Below are 18,499 nucleotides of genomic sequence, written 5' to 3'. Positions count from 1 at the left end.
CCTCTCTTAATCCCAAATTTTTGTTTGATAAATATCTGTTGTTGCCTTTTCCAAATTGTTTGTTAAAACCGTTATATGGCCCATTTTTCGATTTTTTTTCACTTCTTCTTTACCATAAAAATGAAAATGCCATTGCGCTTTATTCTTAATCTCATTCAAGACTTTTGAAGTATGCTGCCCCAAAATATTAATCATAATAGCACCAGATAATAATTGCGGATTTGGCATTGGTAAATTGCAAATGCCTCGAATATGCGCTTCAAATTGTGATAGAGAACAAGCTTCCATCGTTAAATGCCCAGAATTATGGGGTCTGGGCGCTATCTCATTAACGTAAATACCTCCCGAATCTGAGATGAAAAATTCAATACCCATCGTTCCAACAGACAAACAGTCATCAGCAATTTTACTGGCAATCATTTCGATTTTTGTAGCCATTTCAACTGACAATAAACTTGGACAAAAACTTTCATGTAAAATATTGTTGCGATGTCGATTCTCAATAATTGGAAAGATACTTTGTTGTCCTAATTCATTCCTAGCAATAATAACGGAGACTTCACGATTAAATTGAACGAACCCTTCTAACACGCACTCACCATTTTGAAGAAGATTTATCGCTTCAGTTAAATTTTGGGCATTTTTCAGAATAACTTGCCCCTTGCCATCATACCCACCACGAACCGTTTTTAAAATGGCCGGATAGCCCATCATTTTGATTGCATCTTGTAACTCAACTGAATTTAGAATTACTTTAAACGGTGCAATTGGAAAATTACGTGCCGCTAAAAAACGTTTCTCACTAATTCTATCCTGAGAAATGCGTAATGCAGTTGATCCTTGCGGTATATAGCAGTAATGTTTTGCCATGTCAATCGTATCTGCATTCACATTTTCAAATTCAAAAGTCAAAACATCACACATTTTCGCAAGATTTATGATAGCACTTTCATCATCATAACTGGCGATAACCTGTTCATCAGCAACCTGAGCTGCAGGGCAGTCCTCTTCTGGATCCAAAATAATAACACGATAACCCATCTCTTTTGCAGATGTCGTCATCATTTTACCTAACTGTCCACCGCCTATGATCCCAATTATCTGTCCTGGTAATATTTTTTTAGTCAAGTAAATCACTACTTTCCAAGGATTTTTGACGAATCTGCAGTTGATATACTTTTAATGCATCATTTATTTTTGAATTATATAAACCACAAATTTTTGCGGCAAAAATACCAGCATTTGTTGCACCGGCTTTACCAATAGCCATAGTTGCCACCGGCGTTCCTGCTGGCATTTGCACAATTGATAATAAAGAATCCATCCCACTCAGTGCGTGAGACTGTACGGGTACGCCTACCACAGGGAGGCTCGTTGAAGCGGCAATCATGCCGGGTAGATGCGCGGCACCACCGGCACCTGCGATAATGACCTTATAACCATTTCCCTCCGCACTCATCGCAAATTCAGACATCTCAGCTGGCATTCGATGCGCCGAGATAACCTTCTTATCATATGTAATTTTAAGCTCATCTAATATATTAGCCGTAAATACCATTGTGGTCCAGTCAGAAATTGAGCCCATTACAATTGCTACCTCTGCCATTAGATTACCTCCAATTTTAATAAGCCTATCTTATCAGCAACTAAGCATTGTGTCAAAGCAAAAAAAGGATAATATCTAAAATATAATAAAAATTGTTCGTATTTTAATGGTTATATTACACCAATTTATTTTTAATATTTCTTTTTAACAAAAAATAAACGAAACCAACTGGCATCGTTTATTTATCTTTTTGTAAGTCCGTATATAGTTGTAACTTACTCCTGGAGTTTAAAACAATTGTTTTTTTTCCATCTGAAAAGTAAAAAGAAAGTCCAAATCTTCTTAGTTTAACTTTTTTAATTTCAGAAATTTCAATTGTTTCATTATATTTTCGAATAACTTTCGTTAATTTAATATGTTTATCGTCAATTATTAATTTTCGACTAAAAATCTGAATGACCGATACGATAAGAAAAATAACAAATAAAATAATTGTCCAAATCTGTAACGTCGTTATCTCCAACCACAATAATAAACTACTCAATAATAAACAAAATGTCCATGACCATAAAATAACCGTTTTTGCTAGTTCAGGCTGGTAAAAATATGTTTTTTGATGTCTTTGCATATGCGTTATCCCTCTCCGCCAATCTAAGATAATTTATTCATGTTTAAAGTCTAACATAACTAAACAGTTATTTTTAAATTATTACACAAAAAAAGATGAAACCTTAAGTTTCATCCATTTTAATTATTATTTAATTACTAAGAAACGATCGTCATCAGACATAAAATCTTTATCGCCTGCTACTGCTTCAATTGAACCAAATGGCATTTGTGCACGTAATTCCCAGTTTTCTGGAATATTGAATGCATTTCTAATTTCAACATCGATAAGTGGATTGTAATGTTGTAAGCTTGCGCCAATACCATTTTCGGCTAATGCTGTCCAAACACTTTGTTGAGCGCCACCCAAGCCTTGTTCTGCCCATACTCTGAAGTTATCAGCGTATAATGCAAAATCTTTTTCATTTTGAGCAATAACGTTAGTATCTATAAAGTATAAGACTGTTCCAAATCCGGCACGGAATGAAGCAATTTTTTCTTGCGTTTTTTTGTAGGCATCTGCATTAGGCACTTCAGATTCAAGACGTTTTTCAACAATGTCCCAAACTTTATCTGAGTTCTTACCGAATAAAACAGCTGCTCTGATTGATTGGTTATTAAATGAAGTTGGTGATTGTTTAACAGCACCTTCGATAACACTGCTAATTTCGTCGGGTGTTTGACTTACATTATCACCTAAAGCATAGATTGTGCGACGTTGTTCCATAAGATCTAATAATTGAGTTTTCATAGTTAAGTTCTCCTTCTCTAATTGAATAACTTAAGTATATCACTTACTTTTAATAAGTAAAGCAATACGCCCTATTTTTTAATTTATTTCTATAAATACGCTAATTAAGTAAAATAAAAATAATAACTCACATTTATTATAACTCATTTAATTCAATTGAAATTAACCTATTTCTAAAAAATAAAATAACTAAGGTTAGGATCAACATTATAATCCCTAAAAATGGTAACAAAATAACGCCGACACTATTCAACATGAATCCACCTAAGGTTATTCCTAATGTAGTACCAATATTTCCAAGTGAAATAAATAAGCCATTGGCAAAATTAGCAGCTTCTGGAATTGAAGAAGCAACTAAATATTGTTCCCAATTCCATAAATAATTCCCCATACCAATACAATTACAAGCATAATACTTACATTGGTATTAATCATCAACATTACGGCATATACAAAAATAAGCAAAATGGGATAAATTCTAATCAATTGTTTTGGTTTACTACTTAAATAGGAACCAGCAATCAGATTTCCAATTAAACTAGCTAATCCGAAAAAGAATAACGCAAAACTTAACTGATTAGTAGAAAAATGACTAACGTTCCCTAAATAATCTGGTACATATCCATATACACTGAACAACGATGCACCAATCGCAATTGTGCCTAATCCCGAAATCCATAATGCTCTTTTTAACAAAATAGATTTCATCGATCCATTTTCAGCAATCTTTTTAGACTTGTTACTTGAATTTGCGCCATTATATTTTGGCAGAAAAATGATATTCAGTATCAGGGCAACTGCGCTAACTAACGTAAAAAATACCATTGCGGCTTGATAAGAGATATGGCTAGCAATGATTGCTGTTATTGGTGTGCTTAAAACCATTCCAGAAGATACCCCCATCATTATGAAGTGAACCCCAAATATTGGACGAAACTTTAAGCAGCTTTCTGGGTTGTAAAAATTCGGTACTCAACCGGACTTTTACAACCCAGTTTTGTTTTAATTCTTGAAAAATTATAATCATCAATCCAAACCGATATTTGTGAAACTAACGTTTCATAGGTATCGGTTTCTTTTTGATAGAAAGCCTCGGCTTTCATAATATGGAAAAACTCTCCATTGATGCAGTATCTAAACATGTTGCTTTACGAGACATACTTTGAAAAATATGATGTTCTTTCAAGATATTAGCCCAATCTTGATGCTGGTATTGAAACCCTTGATCTGAGTGAACTGTCGTTCGGTATTTTAAATCCTTAGGGATTTTCTTAACTGCTTGATTCAAAACGATTGTTGTAAATTCAACAGTAGGATGTTTACTAACTTGATGATTGAGAACTTCACCTGAAAATAAATCGTAAATACATGTGAAATAGGCGCGTTCATCAATCGTCTGTCGCTAGTTTTTGATAAGGTCGATCAGTAAAAAATCGACGGTTAATTAAGTTTTTAGCAATCGTTTCAATATTACCTTTATATGAATTATACTTACGGGAACGTTTGTTAAATGCGGTAGAAAGTAACTGCATTTCACGCATTAAGCCAAGTACTTTTTTGTAATTTACTAAGTGGGTCATTCGACGTAGTTCACCAGTCACGCGGCGATAACCATATGCCGGATGTTGTTTCTTAATTGTTTGAATTGCCTTCTTAACAGTTTGGATATCTTCATAAGATGAACCGTTCGGTTCATGATTAATAATATATTCATACGTACTTTTAGCCATACCAACCACTTTTAGAATCTTTACTAATTTATATTTAAGCCTTAGTTTTTGGATGGCTTGCGCTTGTTGTTTTCTTCTTCCTGGACCAAGGCTCTTAATTTTTTTAGATATTCATTCTCAATTTGTAGTAATTCATTTTCTTCTCTAAGACGTTCTAGTTCTGTTTGTTGCTGTTTCTTTGATTGTTTATCAGCTGACATAATTGTTTGCCGTCCTTTGGAACGATATAAGGCGTCAGCACCTTCAGTCTCCCAAATATGTTGCCACTGCCAGATAGTCCCGGCATTTGAGATGTTAAAATAAAGTGCGGTTTTCGGATAAGAAGCCTTATTCGTTTTCATCCATTTTAAAACATTTATCTTAAATGAGCCATCAAATGTTTTCTCAGGTGATAGGACATCTAGTCCCTTTAGACCAAAGGTCTTATAACGTTGAATCTAGAAAAAAAACGGACGAAGAACTTTTAATACCGTATTTCTTAGCGATTAATTTGTATCCCATGGAGGAAGATAGATAATCCTGAACAACTCTTAATTTTAATTTTTTGGAATATTTTGTCAATATAAAAACCCCCGATATTGGATTTTGGTCCAATATCGGGGGTTCACTTCATAACGGCAGCATTGATGTCGATTTTTTACTTTCACCCATTTAATATTTTTTAATTTGAATTTTTACATTTTTTTATCCATTTTTTTAATTCATCTATTCTCGGTGCGGAAGTATCACGATGACTTAATGTTTTTTGATTATTTCCCAAATATATAAATGAAGGTGTCCCATAAATATTATTCTCCTGTCTAAACTTCTTCCATTCCTTTTTATTTTCATGTAGTTTGTTAACATCAACATACAACATTTTTTCATTAATATGGTGGTCTCGAATTGAATTTATTAATTCTGGATCAAATAAACTACAATCTGAACAATTTGAGTTTCCAATATATACAAATTTATTTTTTGCATTTTTATCTTGTTTTAATTGATTGAACTTATTAACAGAAACTTCAGTCGTGTATGTTCTTATACATCTCTCTCTCTTTTTTTGATATATCATAAAACTTACAACGATACACATAGTCACAATTGATACTAATGAAAAAATTGTAATTTTTTTATATTTCATAAAAACCTCCATTTTTAGTATTTTTTTAATGTCCCTTACAAAGGGCTTTCTCCTCTTCAAGATCTGATTAAATATACCATCACCCTAGAGTTAACGCTTACATATTAGTAAAAATAAAATCCTTATTAATCAATTAGAAATATCTAAGTAATTATATTTTATCCTGTCTTAACTAAGCAAAAATATAAATCTAACATGATAAATAAAAAAAAATAATTTTTTAATATCAAAAATCTAATTTATGGATAATTTGTTGAAATTGATCATTCGTAAATCCGTTTTCTCGTCGAAAAATTTCTTTACCATTCCTATAGAAGATTAAAGTAGGGGTTCCTTTAATCTTATATTTTTCTGCCTCTGTATAATCAGTTTCTTTATTTGTTACAATTGCATAAACTATGCTATCATTTTTTTTGGCATATTCATTAACAATTGGTTCAACCATTTTACAATATGAACATCCATCCTGGATCGCAAAGACTATTATTTTCTTTTTTTTCTTAACCAACTTTGGTACTTCTTTAAAATGAGTATAATTAAAGTATGTTTTTTCGTAAGTCATATTGTGATAAATAAACATTCCTAAAAAACCAGTAAATAGTATAACTACAATACTAATTATAATTTTCTTCATATTATTCTCCAACTTATATTTTATTATTTTACTTTTATAATTAAATGATTATCTTATTATTTTTTTCTTATTATGTCATTATTCTTTATAATGTACTCTTTCTCGCATCTTTCGGCTACTTCTTTATCATGAGTAATAAAAAATTTCAGTCCTTCTAAATTCAACAAGTAATCAATAACCGATGATTTAATTACTTCGTCTAGTCCGTTAGTTATTTCATCAAAAATATATATTCTTTTTTTTACTAGTGTGGCTCGAAGTATTTTAATGACTTGCATCTGTCCTAAACTAAGTTGTTTATTGGTAATATTTTTGAAATCCAAATTTGGAAAAGCTGATGTAGCATTAAGATTATCTAATGTCTCAAAAATATTCTCATCTTTTAGTTCTCTACCTAATTTTATATTATCTAAAGCGGAAGTATTGAATAAACTTTCCCTTCCGTCAACATAAATTATGTTATTGATGATAGACTCATCAGAAACCGTCATTAAATTCTGTCCACTCACTTCAATGCTTCCAGCATCAGGAATATAGAGTCTGGCAACCAATTTACCAAATGTTGATTTTCCTACACCATTTTTCCCCGTTATAGCGATATTATTACCTTTAATGCACATAGAAAGATTTTTAAATATTTTAGAATTCGAATCGTAAGTAAATGATACATTCTGAAAATTAACAGTTATTTCATTGTTACTATCTTTTAATTTCTCTTTTCCAAAAATATTTATCTTTGATTCAAGGATATTATAAAGTTTATCCTGTGCAACCTTTCCTTGCACTAATGAAGCCTGTAAGTTCGTAAAATTAATAATTGGATTGGTTACATATGAAAGTAGTGCATTAAATGTTAATAAAATTCCCGATGATAACTTATTATTTATAATTAGATATACCCCAAATGAAAATAAAATAATATTAAATGATGATAAAACAAACGTTTTTAATTGGTTTTGTATAGCTTCAAAATTGGCTAGCTTTGTTCTTGAACTGATATAATTTGCAAGATTATCTATACCTCTGTTTCCAAATTCTTTTTCTAAACCAAGCTGCTTAATAATACTCGTATTTTCGAAAATGTTTATTACAGTTTTATAAAATTTTTCACTAGTTTTAATTAATGATTTACTCAATTTTTCATAAAATCCCTGAGATAAGTACAAAACAAGGCCTAAAATTATTATTAAAATAAAAACAAGACTAGCTAAGTTTGATTCAAGAGTAAACAGAAAATAAAAGCTACATACCATAGTTAAAAGACCAATCGGCAACATTTGTAAATATGTCAAAAATCTTTCCCTAATTACAATTACATTGGAGAGATTTGTTAACATCTCTCCCATATCATAAGACTCTAATGCCATGTTTGGTTTTTCTAATAAACCTACAAAATATTTTCGAATAATATTTTTATCTATTTTTTTACTCATAATATTGTAAATATAACTGTTTGAAAAAGATAACAAAAAATTCATAATATTTATTACTAAATACAGCATCATAAGTTCTAATGCAAGACTACCTAATTTTTGTGGAATCAAAAAATTAAAATATAGGGAAAACATACATGCCAACACTACACCTAAGGTGAAAATAATAATTGACAAAATGAATGATATTATTAGATTCCATTTAACAAGTTTCAAAATGTTTAAAAGATTTAATTCTTTTCCTCTTTGTTCTATTTCATATACTAAACTAGAATGTTCTATATCAATTTCTAATATATAAGGAATCCAACTATTTATAAAACTATTCATGGATATTACTTGCTGTTTATTCTTATTAGAATCCCCAATTATTAGCTTAGATCCTTTTTTCTGAAAAATCACTACGTAATGAGGCCCCTCTGAGTTAACTATTTGAGTAATACAAGGATAGGTTACTTCACTAAATATATCTTTTTGTGGTACCGCTTTATAAATAGATCCATTGATTCCAAGTCGTTTTAATCCTTTTTTTAAATCATAAAAAGTTGTTCCAATCGAAGTATTTTTAATCAGTGGCCTTACCTCAAACATTGATACTTTTTTTGAAAAAAAGTTTTCTATTATCATGGCTACACAAGCAGCTCCACAATCTTCTTTCCCAATCTGTGGAATAACTTTATATCTCATAAGCATCCTCCTTTATGTATTATCTATGGTGCCAATCAATTTACTAAAGATTTCTGAAATGTTAGAGGAATATTTGCTAGTATCCAGGCTTTTACTAATTTTATATGCGGTTTTATACTCTTCTAATTGAAAAAATAAAATTCCTATTAAATCATCAAATGAATATCCTTTATCAAATATAACTTCTTTATCTTTCAAAATATTTTCCTTTGAGTAAATTAATAATTTTAATAATTCTTTTTGCTTAACTTTAGTTTTTTGAATTTCATTAATGGCCGTTAACAATATTCCTAGGTATCGATCATCTACATTCCCTTTATCAGCACTCTCAAAAAGCATAGTAATATATTTTTCAGCATTCTGAAATTCACTAATTCCTATATAAAAATTTGCTAAATCCTTAGCAACTTGATTTGCATAAATATCGTTGGGAAATTTATTAAAAAAATTTACCATACCATTTTCATATTCTTTTTCTGATAACAAAGGTTTAGCATCTCTAAAATAAAAGTAATAATATCTAGAACTATCGGGATTTTTTTTTAAAATTTTTTTAATTAATTTTGTATTTCTAATAGCTTTCTTTTTGTTTTTTAAAATTACTTTTTCATATCCATCATGTTCTACAATAGTATTAGACAATTTTAATGCTACTAAATTATAATTTTTATCTCTAGTAACAGGATATTCGTGTACACAACCATCATATTCCACTGTATTATTATTGGGAATAATTCTACCTGCATTATAAACTACAGTATCATCTGAGTTTATAACTCTGGGTGAAAAAACAATTGTATCTTTTTTGTTAGCGGTATTCATACATTTTTCAATAGTATTTCTCAAATTATCTAGACTTTCCTCAACAAGAACTTCATCGGAATCTATAAAAAATACCCAATCTTTTGTTGCTTTTGAAATTGCAAAATTTCTGGCTTTTGAAAAATCGTCATCCCATGTAAAATGATAAATTTTTATATTTTTTATTGTAGAAAGTATTTTAAGAGTATTATCTGTCGATCCTGTATCAATAACAATTATTTCATCATTCATACTTGAATCTTTTGAAATAGCTGATAGACATCTTTCAATCACTCTCTCTTCATCTTTACAAATTATTGCTATTGAAATATTTTTATTCATTTTAGCATCTCCTACGTCAAAAAAAATTTCGTATATAAATTTACAAATAAACTTCTATTTAGCATAATTTTTCCAAGTACTATTACATTTATAGCTAAAATATTACAATAAATAATAAAAAGGTTCCCTTTTGATGTACTGTTTCGAACAATTTGTTCGTAAGTTCATCACGGGAGCCCATCATAACAAATAAAACAAGGTAGTCACATTATTTTCAGAAATTTTTTACATTTTCAATAAACAAACATTATCAATTTAACAATGTTTAGCGATATAACTTCGAGCACGTTTCATTTCCGCACATCCACAACTACCACCTCTAGATAACGCAACCGTACATGCAGCAACGTACCCAGGTAACATAGCTTTATACCAACTACAGCTGCTTCCGGCTGAAGCATCTGCCTTTTCGATTTCTTCATCAGTTAGTTTACGCAATAATTTACTCATTTTATTACCTCCATTTTTTTAAATATGACTACCTGCCTCGTTAACCTCTAAAATCAATTTAGAAGCCATGAATAGTATAACTCTTCATAATTTTCATTGCAAATAAAATTATGGCATCATAACTTATTTATGATGAAAGCGTTGACAATATTTTCTTTGTGTGTTAATTTGTTTGTAAAGGAGGTCTTAATATGATTTATATAATTGGTTTTATTTTTATATTATTCGCTATATGGCAATTAGTCTTGACTTGGCGAACTTTCAAAAAACTTAAAAAGGAAGGTAATAAAGATACATCATCCTTTATTATGTTAGCTTTCTCGAATAGTCTTTTATTTGTTGTTGTTTTCTTAGTTGTTGGAATTAGCTGCCTTTTTTTTTAAAACTATTTCTAAAAGATTAATTCGAATAGATATCTAAAAAATCAGAGTAGTCTCGCACAATTATCGTGGTTTAATCCTGCTACAACAAATATTTAACAGTTAGTAACTTCCATTATGGATGGGCTCACTAAACTTATATTTGAATATAATGCTCATCTAACGATGTGCCTAGATAAAAAATTAAAGCTAATCATCTGTATCGTACTAAATTGAAAGATTCCAAGAACGTTAATTAAAAACTAATCTATTTGGATTTCTTTTTATGTTTAAATATTCTTTGGAGTTAAAATAGCTATTCAATACAATGAATTTTCGGAAACTCAAAAATGTTATGACCTAATTATACTTAAAAAGTAAAATGTAATAAATCACAAGGTAGCACAGCTATTTTTAACGTTATTTAGTCAAAACTAGTAACTTTTTTCAATAAATGCATTTGGAAGTAATAACTGTAACCTCTATATGAATGGGAAACCTTAATAGTGCAATTGTAAAAAGAGGCTGTGACATAAGTCTCTAAAAAAAATGGTGATTGAAAACTTAAAAGTTTTCAATCACCATTTTTTTGGTACAATTATAAATAAAAAGAGTATCGGTAGGCCCCGATACTCTAACTTATCCTCGAAAGGACATTTAAAATGCAAAGTAATTATAACATAAATCAAACAACATTGAGTATCTCTTTAGATTATATTCCCGAAGAAAATCATCCAGCAATTTATATTAATCAGTTGGTTGAAAACTTAAGCGTAAAATATCATTATCAATTTGGACGACCAAGAGAATATAATCTTGAAGCTTTACTGAAACTCGTTCTTTTAGCGTATAGTTACGGTATTTTTAGTAGTCGTAAAATCGAGAGGTTCGCACGTGAAAACAAACATGCCGGTTGGTTAATTGCAGGACAAATCCCTTCGTATCGAACGATTTGTCGTTTTCGTATTTCAGATGAACTAACTGCGCTAACAGCCGAAGGCTTGGAAAACTTAACATTATTTCTTCGAAAGAATAACATGATTGATAATGTTTCATTTATTGATGGCACTAAAATACTAGCTGATGCCAATAAATACAGTTTTGTTTGGAAAAAGAATACGCTACGTTTTGATACCATGAATCGAGAAAAGCTAGTCGAATTATTGGGAGAATTACATGAAGCTAACCTCATTGGTCAAGTTCCTGAAGGCTCAGATTTAAATCCAGAATTATTAGAAGATATGATTAATAAAGTTGAAAATCATTTAGTGGACCTCGACCAAAAGGTCAAGGAAACACCTAAAATATCACCCAATCCAGCTAAGCAACAACGACGTCAGCTGAAAGCTAAAAAAAGAATCTTAGATCAACGACGCGATAAGTTGATTCAACATCAAAGACAACAAACCATTTATGGTAAACGAAATAGTTATTCTAAAACAGATCATGATGCTACTTTTATGCGTATTAAAGAAGATCCAATGTTAAATGGACAGTTAAAACCCGCCTATAATTTACAAATTGCGACTAGTAATCAATTTATTACCGGTTATCAAATTTTTCAAAACCCAACTGATACACGGACTTTACCAATATTTCTTCACCAATTAAAAAGACATCATACTTTAGGTAAAACCATCGTCGCCGACGCTGGATATGGTTCGGAAAGTAATTATCGTTTTTGTGAAGATGAACTTAACGAGCATACTGCGTTAATACCATACGGTACAATGCTTAGAGAAAACAGTCGTAAATGGAAAAGTGATGACCGAAAGGTTATGAATTGGGATTACAGTGAAATTGATGATTACTTTATTGATTTACATGGGATTCAATTTAAGTTTAATACCTACCGACAACGGACGGATAAGTATGGATTCAAACGTGACTTCAAAGAATATGTCGCAGAAAAATATGATGAAAATCAGCAGCCGCAGGCCGCTGCATTAACGCCTAAAGGAAATATTCGTAAGATTTTAGTCAATGAAGTCTGGGAATATCATAAAGCTAAAGAACGGAAGTTACTTTCAGAACCAAAAACGGGTCAAATTTACGCGCAACGTAAAATTGATGTGGAACCCATTTTTGGAAAAATGAAGGCTTCTTTGCATTTTAATCGATTTTCGGTGCGAGGCCTTGAAAAAGTTACAAAGGAAGCCGGAATTGTAATTATGGCTTTAAACATCTTGAAATTAGTTACAGTAAGGACTAATTTATCTAAAAAAGCTAAAAGAAAGCTGTCTGAAAAACCAAATATGGTTTTTCAGACAGCTTTCTTTTTCAGAGACCACTTATGTCACAGCCTCTTTTAATATCATTCACCAACAACAGTTGGCGAAGAGCCACTTAAAAAGACACTCTCCAAATAAATGGAAAATGTCTTTTTTAGGTTACCAACTCACAAGTTTTTATTTTGTAGCCTTATTTATACCCGAGGTTTACGTTTACCCCAGTATTGGAAATAATCCGTTCTTAATGAACCATTGTATAATTTACGTTTTTTAGATGCTCTCGAACCATAATATTCTTCAAAAGTTAAATCACTTGTTAAAATATATTTACTCCAAGTTGGCATTTGTTTATAAACAACACCCATCTGTTTATATAAGACACGAACAGATTCAGTATCACTCAATCGTTCACCATATGGCGGATTGGCAACTAAAACGCCATTTTCTTTTTCAGTTGTGAAATCTTTTGCAGCAAGTTGTTTAAATTCAATACTATCTAAAACGCCGGCCTCAGCCGCATTCTTTTTAGCGATTTCAATCATACCGGCATCGATATCATATCCTGCAATATCTAAAACAACATCAAGGTTTGCTTCACCTTTTGCCGTTTCTCTTAATCGGTCGAAGAGTCCTTTTTCAACAAAATCCCAATCTTCAAACACAAAGTAGCGACCAATACCTGGTGCAATATTGTGCCCAATCAATGCTGCTTCAATTGGAATTGTTCCCGAACCACATACTGGATCAACGAATGGTTTATCCGGGTACCAATTTGTTAACATAACTAGAGCGGCAGCCATATTTTCTTTTAATGGTGCATAACCCTTTTCAACACGATAGCCACGTTTAAATAAACTGCTACCCGTCGTATCAAGCGTTAAAAGAACATTATCTTTATTAATTGCAACTTCTAATGGGTATTTAGCTCCTGTTTCAGGTAGACGCGTAGTTCGATGATAAACATCGCTTAATTGATCAACAATTGCTTTTTTAACAATCGCTTGTGCATCTGGCACACTATAAAGTGTTGATTTTTGAGATTTACCTTGGACGGGGAACTCCGCATCCAAGGGTAAAAATTTATCCCAAGAGATTGCCTTTGTTTGTTCAAATAGATCATCAAAAGTAGTGGCAGTAAATTCGCCGACAATAATCTTAACGCGATCAGCACTCCTCAACCAGAGATTAGTGTTAATTACATCTTCCATCGTTCCTTCGAAACGAACACGACTGTTTTCAACTTGGACATTGTAGCCCATATGTTTAAGTTCATTTCCAACAATTGACTCAATACCGCTAGCTGCGGTTGCCAATAATTTAAAAGTTTCCATTTTGCACCTTCACTATAATTTAATTTTTTTAATAAAAAAAACTAGGATAAAAGAAAATCCTTCATCCTAGTTCATCCTGAAATCATGTAAATTTCTATAAGCCATGTTTTGTACGTCATCCATCTCAGGCGATGAAATCAGTGGTAATCATCTATCTCCAGATATTATCTGCCCCCATGATTTGTTCATTTCCGTCATGAAGCGCCCCTACCAAAGTTTGGGTTGCCTACTCGTGGGGTTTACCGCGTTCCAGCAATACCGTTTCCAATATTGTATCGTCTCTGTGGCACTTTACAGATTACTTTGACATAGCCGAAGCCTTAGTCATTTTATCCGCCGTTACCCGAAGGTACCTTGGCTTATTTTTTCACCAAGCACGAACACTACAAGCATCTCAGCTTGTGCAAGCATGGACTTTCCTCAGCCTAACTTAATAGACCGCAATTACCCGAAATTTACACTGAATCTATATTACTACATCATTCAATTAATTTAAAATTGATTTCTAGAATTTTCATTTTCATCTAGTTGAGCACCAAATACGCGACGTTCCAAATTTGATAGACGTTTAAGAATATCCATATTTGAAGTTGTAGACGTTGTTTGAGTTGTTTGTGAACTCTTACCCACAGTTACCTGTTTCGTAAGTTCATCAACTTGCGCAATTAGACGATCATTTTCTTCTTGAACTTTTTTGACTTCTTTATCAAAGGTTTCGTAATCTTTAATAACGTCATCAAGAAATTCGTCAACTTCTTTAGAATCATATCCACGCATTTTTGTTTCAAAATGCTTTTGTAGGATATCTTTAGGTGAAAAATTAACATCCGTCATATTCGTACACCTCATCACTAATTTCTCATAAATAATGTTAATACTCGTTTATTATAGCAGAATTATTCAATAATTCAAATGATTATTTCGTTCTTCTTCAATTTCACTTGCAACATCCTCTAATTCCATGAAATCTATCATACGTAACCGATACTCTTTTGATTCTTTGACATTTTTAATTTTTAGCAAATCAAATTTTGTTTTACCCTCATTTTCTGGATCATATATTAGTAAAGCACCATCTGTATGCTCAATCATAAATGATTGATAATTCTTTAATTGTTGTGGCGACTGATAAACATCATTACTAACGTAGCCAGAGAAATCAACTTTATTTAAAATTTGACTCAAAACTAGTTTTTTATCGTCTTTCCAATTGTTATCAAACTCTTTGAATGGTAACATAAGCGATACTTTAAAGTCCGGATAATCTGTTTGCATATCCAAACAGATTTGTGCCGTCCATTGCTCAATGCCAAGTTGAGGTCCAGTTATAACCCACTCCAACCCATTTTCTATTTCATTAATAATATTTTTTTTGATTGCACTTTTTATTATGGTTATTTTAGGGTCGTTTTCGTTAAAAATACCCAACTCATATGTTCGATAACCGGTCACCCATAAACGTTTCATAATTAATTAGGCATCCTTTCCTTATATTAAGAATATGTTACCAAATCCTTTAAAGCTATTAAATTATATCACTTATTGTTATAATATTTTAGATTGGAGTGTGAGATAATCGTGAGTATTAACTATCCGAATGGGAAAATTTATGAACAATCACCTTTAAATACGCCAAAAAAATCAAATCTATTGTTGTTTGGTAAACGAGGTATGTCATTAGAAGATGATATTAACGCAAGCAATGCATTTTATCTTGCTAATAACGTCGCCGTCATCCATAAAAAACCAACGCCTATTAAAATTGTAAAAGTTGATTACCCTAAACGAAGTGCAGCTGTCATTAAAGAAGCCTACTTTCAAACGGCGTCGACGACAGATTATAATGGTATTTACAATGGCCACTATTTAGATTTTGAGGCAAAGGAAACCAAAAATAAAACATCGTTTCCCTTGAGTAACTTTCATGAACACCAGATTGAACACATGAAAGCTTGCGTGTTACAAAAGGGAATTAGTTTTGTTATAATAAAGTTTGCAACCTTGGATAAGCTATACTTGTTACCATCAAAAACACTTTTTACCTACTGGGATCAACAGAATAAAGATGGTCGTAAATCAATTCCATTGAAAACGATTCAAACTGAAGGATTCGAACTACAATATACTTTAAATCCGGTTATCCCCTATTTAAAATACGTTGATAAAATGATAGAGCATCTATAACTAAGGCTTTATGTAATTAAAGGAGAATTTTATTTATGGCAGCAGCTGATAATAAAGGTAAAACTCGCGTTGCGCGACGTGAACAAGAATTAAATACTAACAAAAAAGGAAAAACGGGGAAACCCACTAAGAAAAAACTTTTTAAACGTATTTTTCTTAGCCTAATTGGTTTATTCGTTGTTGGTGTAATCGCAAGTGTTGGCTTGTTTTTCTACTACGCAAAAGATTCACCCAAAATAACGTCAAGTAGTTTAGAAAGCACACCGGCTAGTGTTATATACGCTAAAAATGATGAGGTCATTACAACTCTTGGAACCTCAAGAGTCTATGCCGAATCTTCCGATATTCCGCAAACATTGAAGGATGCGATTGTCTCTATTGAAGATAAACGTTTTTACAAACATAATGGTGTTGATCCCGTTCGAATTGCGGGGGCAGCATTGGCAAATGTTACCGGAGGTTCAGCTGGACTACAAGGCGGTAGTACTTTAACACAACAACTTATTAAACTGTCCGTCTTTTCAACGAAAGCATCTGATCAAACCATGAAACGAAAGGCGCAAGAAGCGTGGTTAGCTCTTCAAGTTGAGCGTAAATACAGTAAATCTCAAATACTAACATTCTATGCTAACAAAGTATTTATGGGTAATGGTGTTTATGGTATGCAGACCGCTTCAAACTACTATTTTGGTAAAAAATTAGATAAATTAAATATCGCACAAATTGCAATGCTTGCTGGAATTCCTAATGCGCCATCATCTTACAATCCTTATGCTCACCCAAAATACTCAAAGGAACGACGAGATGAAGTTATTGATGCCATGGTATCAAATGACAAAATATCAGCAAGTGATGCAAGTACAGCAAAAGCGACACCAATTACTTCCGGATTGAGAACGTCTCATTCCGCTGAAAAAGATACTTATAATGCTAAAATTTCTGATTCATATTTAAAAGAAGTCATTCAAACAGTTAAAGATAAAGGTTTAGATCCTTACAATAGTAGCCTTAAAATTCATACCAACTTAGATTTAGATGCCCAAAAACGACTTTACGATATAGCTAACACAGACGATTATGTTAACTATCCCGATGATAAAATGCAATTGGCCGTTACAATGGTTGATTCAAAAACGGGTGCCATATCTGCCATGATTGGTGGACGTAAACAAACAAATGTAACATTCGGATACAATCGTGCCGTGGCAACGAGTCGAAGTAACGGTTCAACTATGAAGCCAATTATGGATTTTGCTCCCGCTATTGAGTATTTGAACTACCCTACAAATCAAAAAGTTAATGATACAAAATATTACTACCCTGATGCAAGCACGAAAGAGTTAAACGATTTTGATCATGGTCATCTAGGTACAATGACAATGAGAAGTGCGTTAGTTCAATCACGTAATATCCCTGCTATTCGAACGCTTGAAGCAGTTGGGTTACCACAGGCACAAACGTTTGTTAAAAAACTTGGTATTTCAAAGGATCAAGTTGAAACTTATTCATCTGGTATTGGTGGTAACATATCAACTACGCAAAACGCTGAAGCCTATGCGGCCTTCGCAAACGGTGGTACTTACCGTAAAGGGTCTTATATTTCAGATATTGTAAAAAAAGATGGTACTGTTTTAAATTATTCTAGTTCAGGTAGTAGAGCCATGAAAATCTCAACGGCTTACATGATTACGGACATGCTTAAAGGCGTTATTGACAGTCCTAGCGGTACAGGTACAGCAGCACAAATTCCTGGACTTTATCAAGCTGGTAAAACCGGAACAACTGATTATCCTTCTAACGTTGCTTCTAAATTCCCATCTAACGCGGCCATGGATTCATTGTTCTCTGGTTATACTAAGAATTACTCTATCTCAGTTTGGACGGGATACGATTCTCCGTTAGTTGCAAATAATTACTTGGATGTGACTTCCCAACATCTAGCTACAGGTATTTATAAAAACTTAATGCAATATGTTTCTCAATCTGTTTCAAATTCGGATTGGACAAAGCCTTCTGACGTTTATCTAAATCATGGTGAATTATCTTTAACTGATTCATCCACTGATACAACGACGTCTAACGATAGTTCATACGATATCCCTGAAATGTCGAGTACGGAGAGTTCAAGTAGTCGAACCAGTTCTTCTTCCGAAAAAGCTAGCTCATCAAGCAGCGAGTCGACAAGTAGTTCTAGCTCCGCTGTCAGCTCGAGTTCTTCATCCAAAGAGGAGTCCTCGACTCCCCCTGCGGAGTCTTCATCAAAGACTGAATCTGCTTCTAATTAAAAA

Annotated in this window: 16 protein-coding genes, 1 other RNA gene and 2 pseudogenes; 3 read left to right on the top strand and 16 right to left on the bottom strand. The window is 32.2% G+C overall.

Going from position 1 to position 18,499, the window contains the following annotated elements; genetic code table 11:
* Positions 1–6: 6 nt before the first annotated feature.
* The 12 genes and pseudogenes from purK to N0K73_RS01770 form a co-directional block, all read right to left on the bottom strand.
* Complete coding sequence (purK, locus tag N0K73_RS01825; protein WP_112249825.1) at positions 7–1,137, bottom strand: 5-(carboxyamino)imidazole ribonucleotide synthase; 1,131 nt, start codon at positions 1,135–1,137, stop codon at positions 7–9.
* A complete protein-coding gene (gene purE / locus N0K73_RS01820; protein WP_112249819.1) occupies positions 1,121–1,606 on the bottom strand; it encodes a 5-(carboxyamino)imidazole ribonucleotide mutase in 486 nt (161 codons plus the stop codon). The genes purK and purE overlap by 17 nt, the downstream gene beginning before the upstream one ends.
* Before the next feature lie 178 nt (positions 1,607–1,784).
* Positions 1,785–2,174: an EbsA family protein gene (locus tag N0K73_RS01815; RefSeq protein ID WP_112249817.1), complete on the bottom strand. Its 390-nt coding sequence runs from the start codon at positions 2,172–2,174 to the stop codon at positions 1,785–1,787.
* Between the two features lie 126 nt (positions 2,175–2,300).
* Positions 2,301–2,903 (bottom strand): nitroreductase family protein, encoded by a 603-nt coding sequence (locus N0K73_RS01810; RefSeq protein WP_112249815.1) that lies wholly within the window; start codon positions 2,901–2,903, stop codon positions 2,301–2,303.
* Positions 2,904–3,039: 136 nt separating this feature from the next.
* Positions 3,040–3,294: a hypothetical protein gene (locus N0K73_RS01805; protein ID WP_112249813.1), complete on the bottom strand. Its 255-nt coding sequence runs from the start codon at positions 3,292–3,294 to the stop codon at positions 3,040–3,042.
* Complete coding sequence (locus tag N0K73_RS01800; protein WP_112249811.1) at positions 3,258–3,809, bottom strand: MFS transporter; 552 nt, start codon at positions 3,807–3,809, stop codon at positions 3,258–3,260. Before N0K73_RS01800 ends, N0K73_RS01805 begins: the two co-directional genes overlap by 37 nt.
* Before the next feature lie 32 nt (positions 3,810–3,841).
* A pseudogene (locus N0K73_RS01795) lies at positions 3,842–5,194 on the bottom strand (IS3 family transposase).
* Positions 5,195–5,294: 100 nt separating this feature from the next.
* Entirely contained in the window at positions 5,295–5,759 is a 465-nt protein-coding gene (locus N0K73_RS01790; protein WP_112249809.1) for a DUF6568 family protein, read from the bottom strand.
* Positions 5,760–5,985: 226 nt separating this feature from the next.
* Positions 5,986–6,393, bottom strand: a complete 408-nt coding sequence (locus tag N0K73_RS01785; protein ID WP_112249807.1) for a thioredoxin family protein — start codon at positions 6,391–6,393, stop codon at positions 5,986–5,988.
* A gap of 56 nt (positions 6,394–6,449) precedes the next feature.
* On the bottom strand, positions 6,450–8,513 hold the full coding sequence (locus tag N0K73_RS01780) for an ABC transporter transmembrane domain-containing protein (protein WP_112249804.1): 2,064 nt from the start codon (positions 8,511–8,513) through the stop codon (positions 6,450–6,452).
* 12 nt (positions 8,514–8,525) lie between these two features.
* Entirely contained in the window at positions 8,526–9,656 is a 1,131-nt protein-coding gene (locus N0K73_RS01775; RefSeq protein WP_112249802.1) for a glycosyltransferase family 2 protein, read from the bottom strand.
* 255 nt (positions 9,657–9,911) lie between these two features.
* Positions 9,912–10,106 (bottom strand): hypothetical protein, encoded by a 195-nt coding sequence (locus tag N0K73_RS01770; protein ID WP_112249800.1) that lies wholly within the window; start codon positions 10,104–10,106, stop codon positions 9,912–9,914.
* Positions 10,107–11,127: 1,021 nt separating this feature from the next.
* Here N0K73_RS01770 and N0K73_RS01765 point away from each other — a divergent pair.
* A pseudogene (locus N0K73_RS01765) lies at positions 11,128–12,679 on the top strand (IS1182 family transposase); the annotation flags it as partial.
* A gap of 211 nt (positions 12,680–12,890) precedes the next feature.
* Here the strand turns inward: N0K73_RS01765 and N0K73_RS01760 are convergent.
* From N0K73_RS01760 to N0K73_RS01745, 4 genes are all read right to left on the bottom strand, one after another.
* Positions 12,891–14,027, bottom strand: coding sequence for a THUMP domain-containing class I SAM-dependent RNA methyltransferase (locus N0K73_RS01760; RefSeq protein ID WP_112249793.1), 1,137 nt, complete (start codon positions 14,025–14,027; stop codon positions 12,891–12,893).
* 92 nt (positions 14,028–14,119) lie between these two features.
* Positions 14,120–14,483, bottom strand: an RNA gene (gene rnpB / locus N0K73_RS01755) — RNase P RNA component class B.
* A gap of 36 nt (positions 14,484–14,519) precedes the next feature.
* Positions 14,520–14,861, bottom strand: coding sequence for a cell division regulator GpsB (gene gpsB, locus N0K73_RS01750; RefSeq protein WP_057973499.1), 342 nt, complete (start codon positions 14,859–14,861; stop codon positions 14,520–14,522).
* Positions 14,862–14,927: 66 nt separating this feature from the next.
* Positions 14,928–15,494: an SLOG family protein gene (locus N0K73_RS01745; RefSeq protein ID WP_112249791.1), complete on the bottom strand. Its 567-nt coding sequence runs from the start codon at positions 15,492–15,494 to the stop codon at positions 14,928–14,930.
* A gap of 111 nt (positions 15,495–15,605) precedes the next feature.
* On the opposite strand from N0K73_RS01745, the gene recU reads away from it, so the two are divergent.
* Both recU and N0K73_RS01735 read left to right on the top strand, forming a co-directional pair.
* On the top strand, positions 15,606–16,211 hold the full coding sequence (gene recU, locus N0K73_RS01740; RefSeq protein ID WP_112249789.1) for a Holliday junction resolvase RecU: 606 nt from the start codon (positions 15,606–15,608) through the stop codon (positions 16,209–16,211).
* A gap of 35 nt (positions 16,212–16,246) precedes the next feature.
* Positions 16,247–18,496, top strand: coding sequence for a transglycosylase domain-containing protein (locus tag N0K73_RS01735; protein WP_112249787.1), 2,250 nt, complete (start codon positions 16,247–16,249; stop codon positions 18,494–18,496).
* Positions 18,497–18,499 lie beyond the last annotated feature (3 nt).

The sequence above is a fragment of the Dellaglioa algida genome, from assembly GCF_030127605.1.
GTDB classification, from domain to species: Bacteria; Bacillota; Bacilli; order Lactobacillales; family Lactobacillaceae; genus Dellaglioa; species Dellaglioa algida.
Note: the sequence above shows the minus strand (reverse complement) of the source record. Positions and strands in the feature narration are given on the sequence as shown.

Coding starts and splice junctions, on each gene's coding strand:
- N0K73_RS01770 (WP_112249800.1), bottom strand. CDS start 10,106: ATGAGTAAATTATTGCGTAAACTAACTGATGAAGAAATCGAAAAGGCA.
- purE (WP_112249819.1), bottom strand. CDS start 1,606: ATGGCAGAGGTAGCAATTGTAATGGGCTCAATTTCTGACTGGACCACA.
- N0K73_RS01815 (WP_112249817.1), bottom strand. CDS start 2,174: ATGCAAAGACATCAAAAAACATATTTTTACCAGCCTGAACTAGCAAAA.
- N0K73_RS01760 (WP_112249793.1), bottom strand. CDS start 14,027: ATGGAAACTTTTAAATTATTGGCAACCGCAGCTAGCGGTATTGAGTCA.
- N0K73_RS01735 (WP_112249787.1), top strand. CDS start 16,247: ATGGCAGCAGCTGATAATAAAGGTAAAACTCGCGTTGCGCGACGTGAA.
- N0K73_RS01785 (WP_112249807.1), bottom strand. CDS start 6,393: ATGAAGAAAATTATAATTAGTATTGTAGTTATACTATTTACTGGTTTT.
- N0K73_RS01745 (WP_112249791.1), bottom strand. CDS start 15,494: ATGAAACGTTTATGGGTGACCGGTTATCGAACATATGAGTTGGGTATT.
- N0K73_RS01805 (WP_112249813.1), bottom strand. CDS start 3,294: ATGGGGAATTATTTATGGAATTGGGAACAATATTTAGTTGCTTCTTCA.
- gpsB (WP_057973499.1), bottom strand. CDS start 14,861: ATGACGGATGTTAATTTTTCACCTAAAGATATCCTACAAAAGCATTTT.
- N0K73_RS01800 (WP_112249811.1), bottom strand. CDS start 3,809: ATGATGGGGGTATCTTCTGGAATGGTTTTAAGCACACCAATAACAGCA.
- N0K73_RS01775 (WP_112249802.1), bottom strand. CDS start 9,656: ATGAATAAAAATATTTCAATAGCAATAATTTGTAAAGATGAAGAGAGA.
- N0K73_RS01780 (WP_112249804.1), bottom strand. CDS start 8,513: ATGAGATATAAAGTTATTCCACAGATTGGGAAAGAAGATTGTGGAGCT.
- N0K73_RS01790 (WP_112249809.1), bottom strand. CDS start 5,759: ATGAAATATAAAAAAATTACAATTTTTTCATTAGTATCAATTGTGACT.
- N0K73_RS01810 (WP_112249815.1), bottom strand. CDS start 2,903: ATGAAAACTCAATTATTAGATCTTATGGAACAACGTCGCACAATCTAT.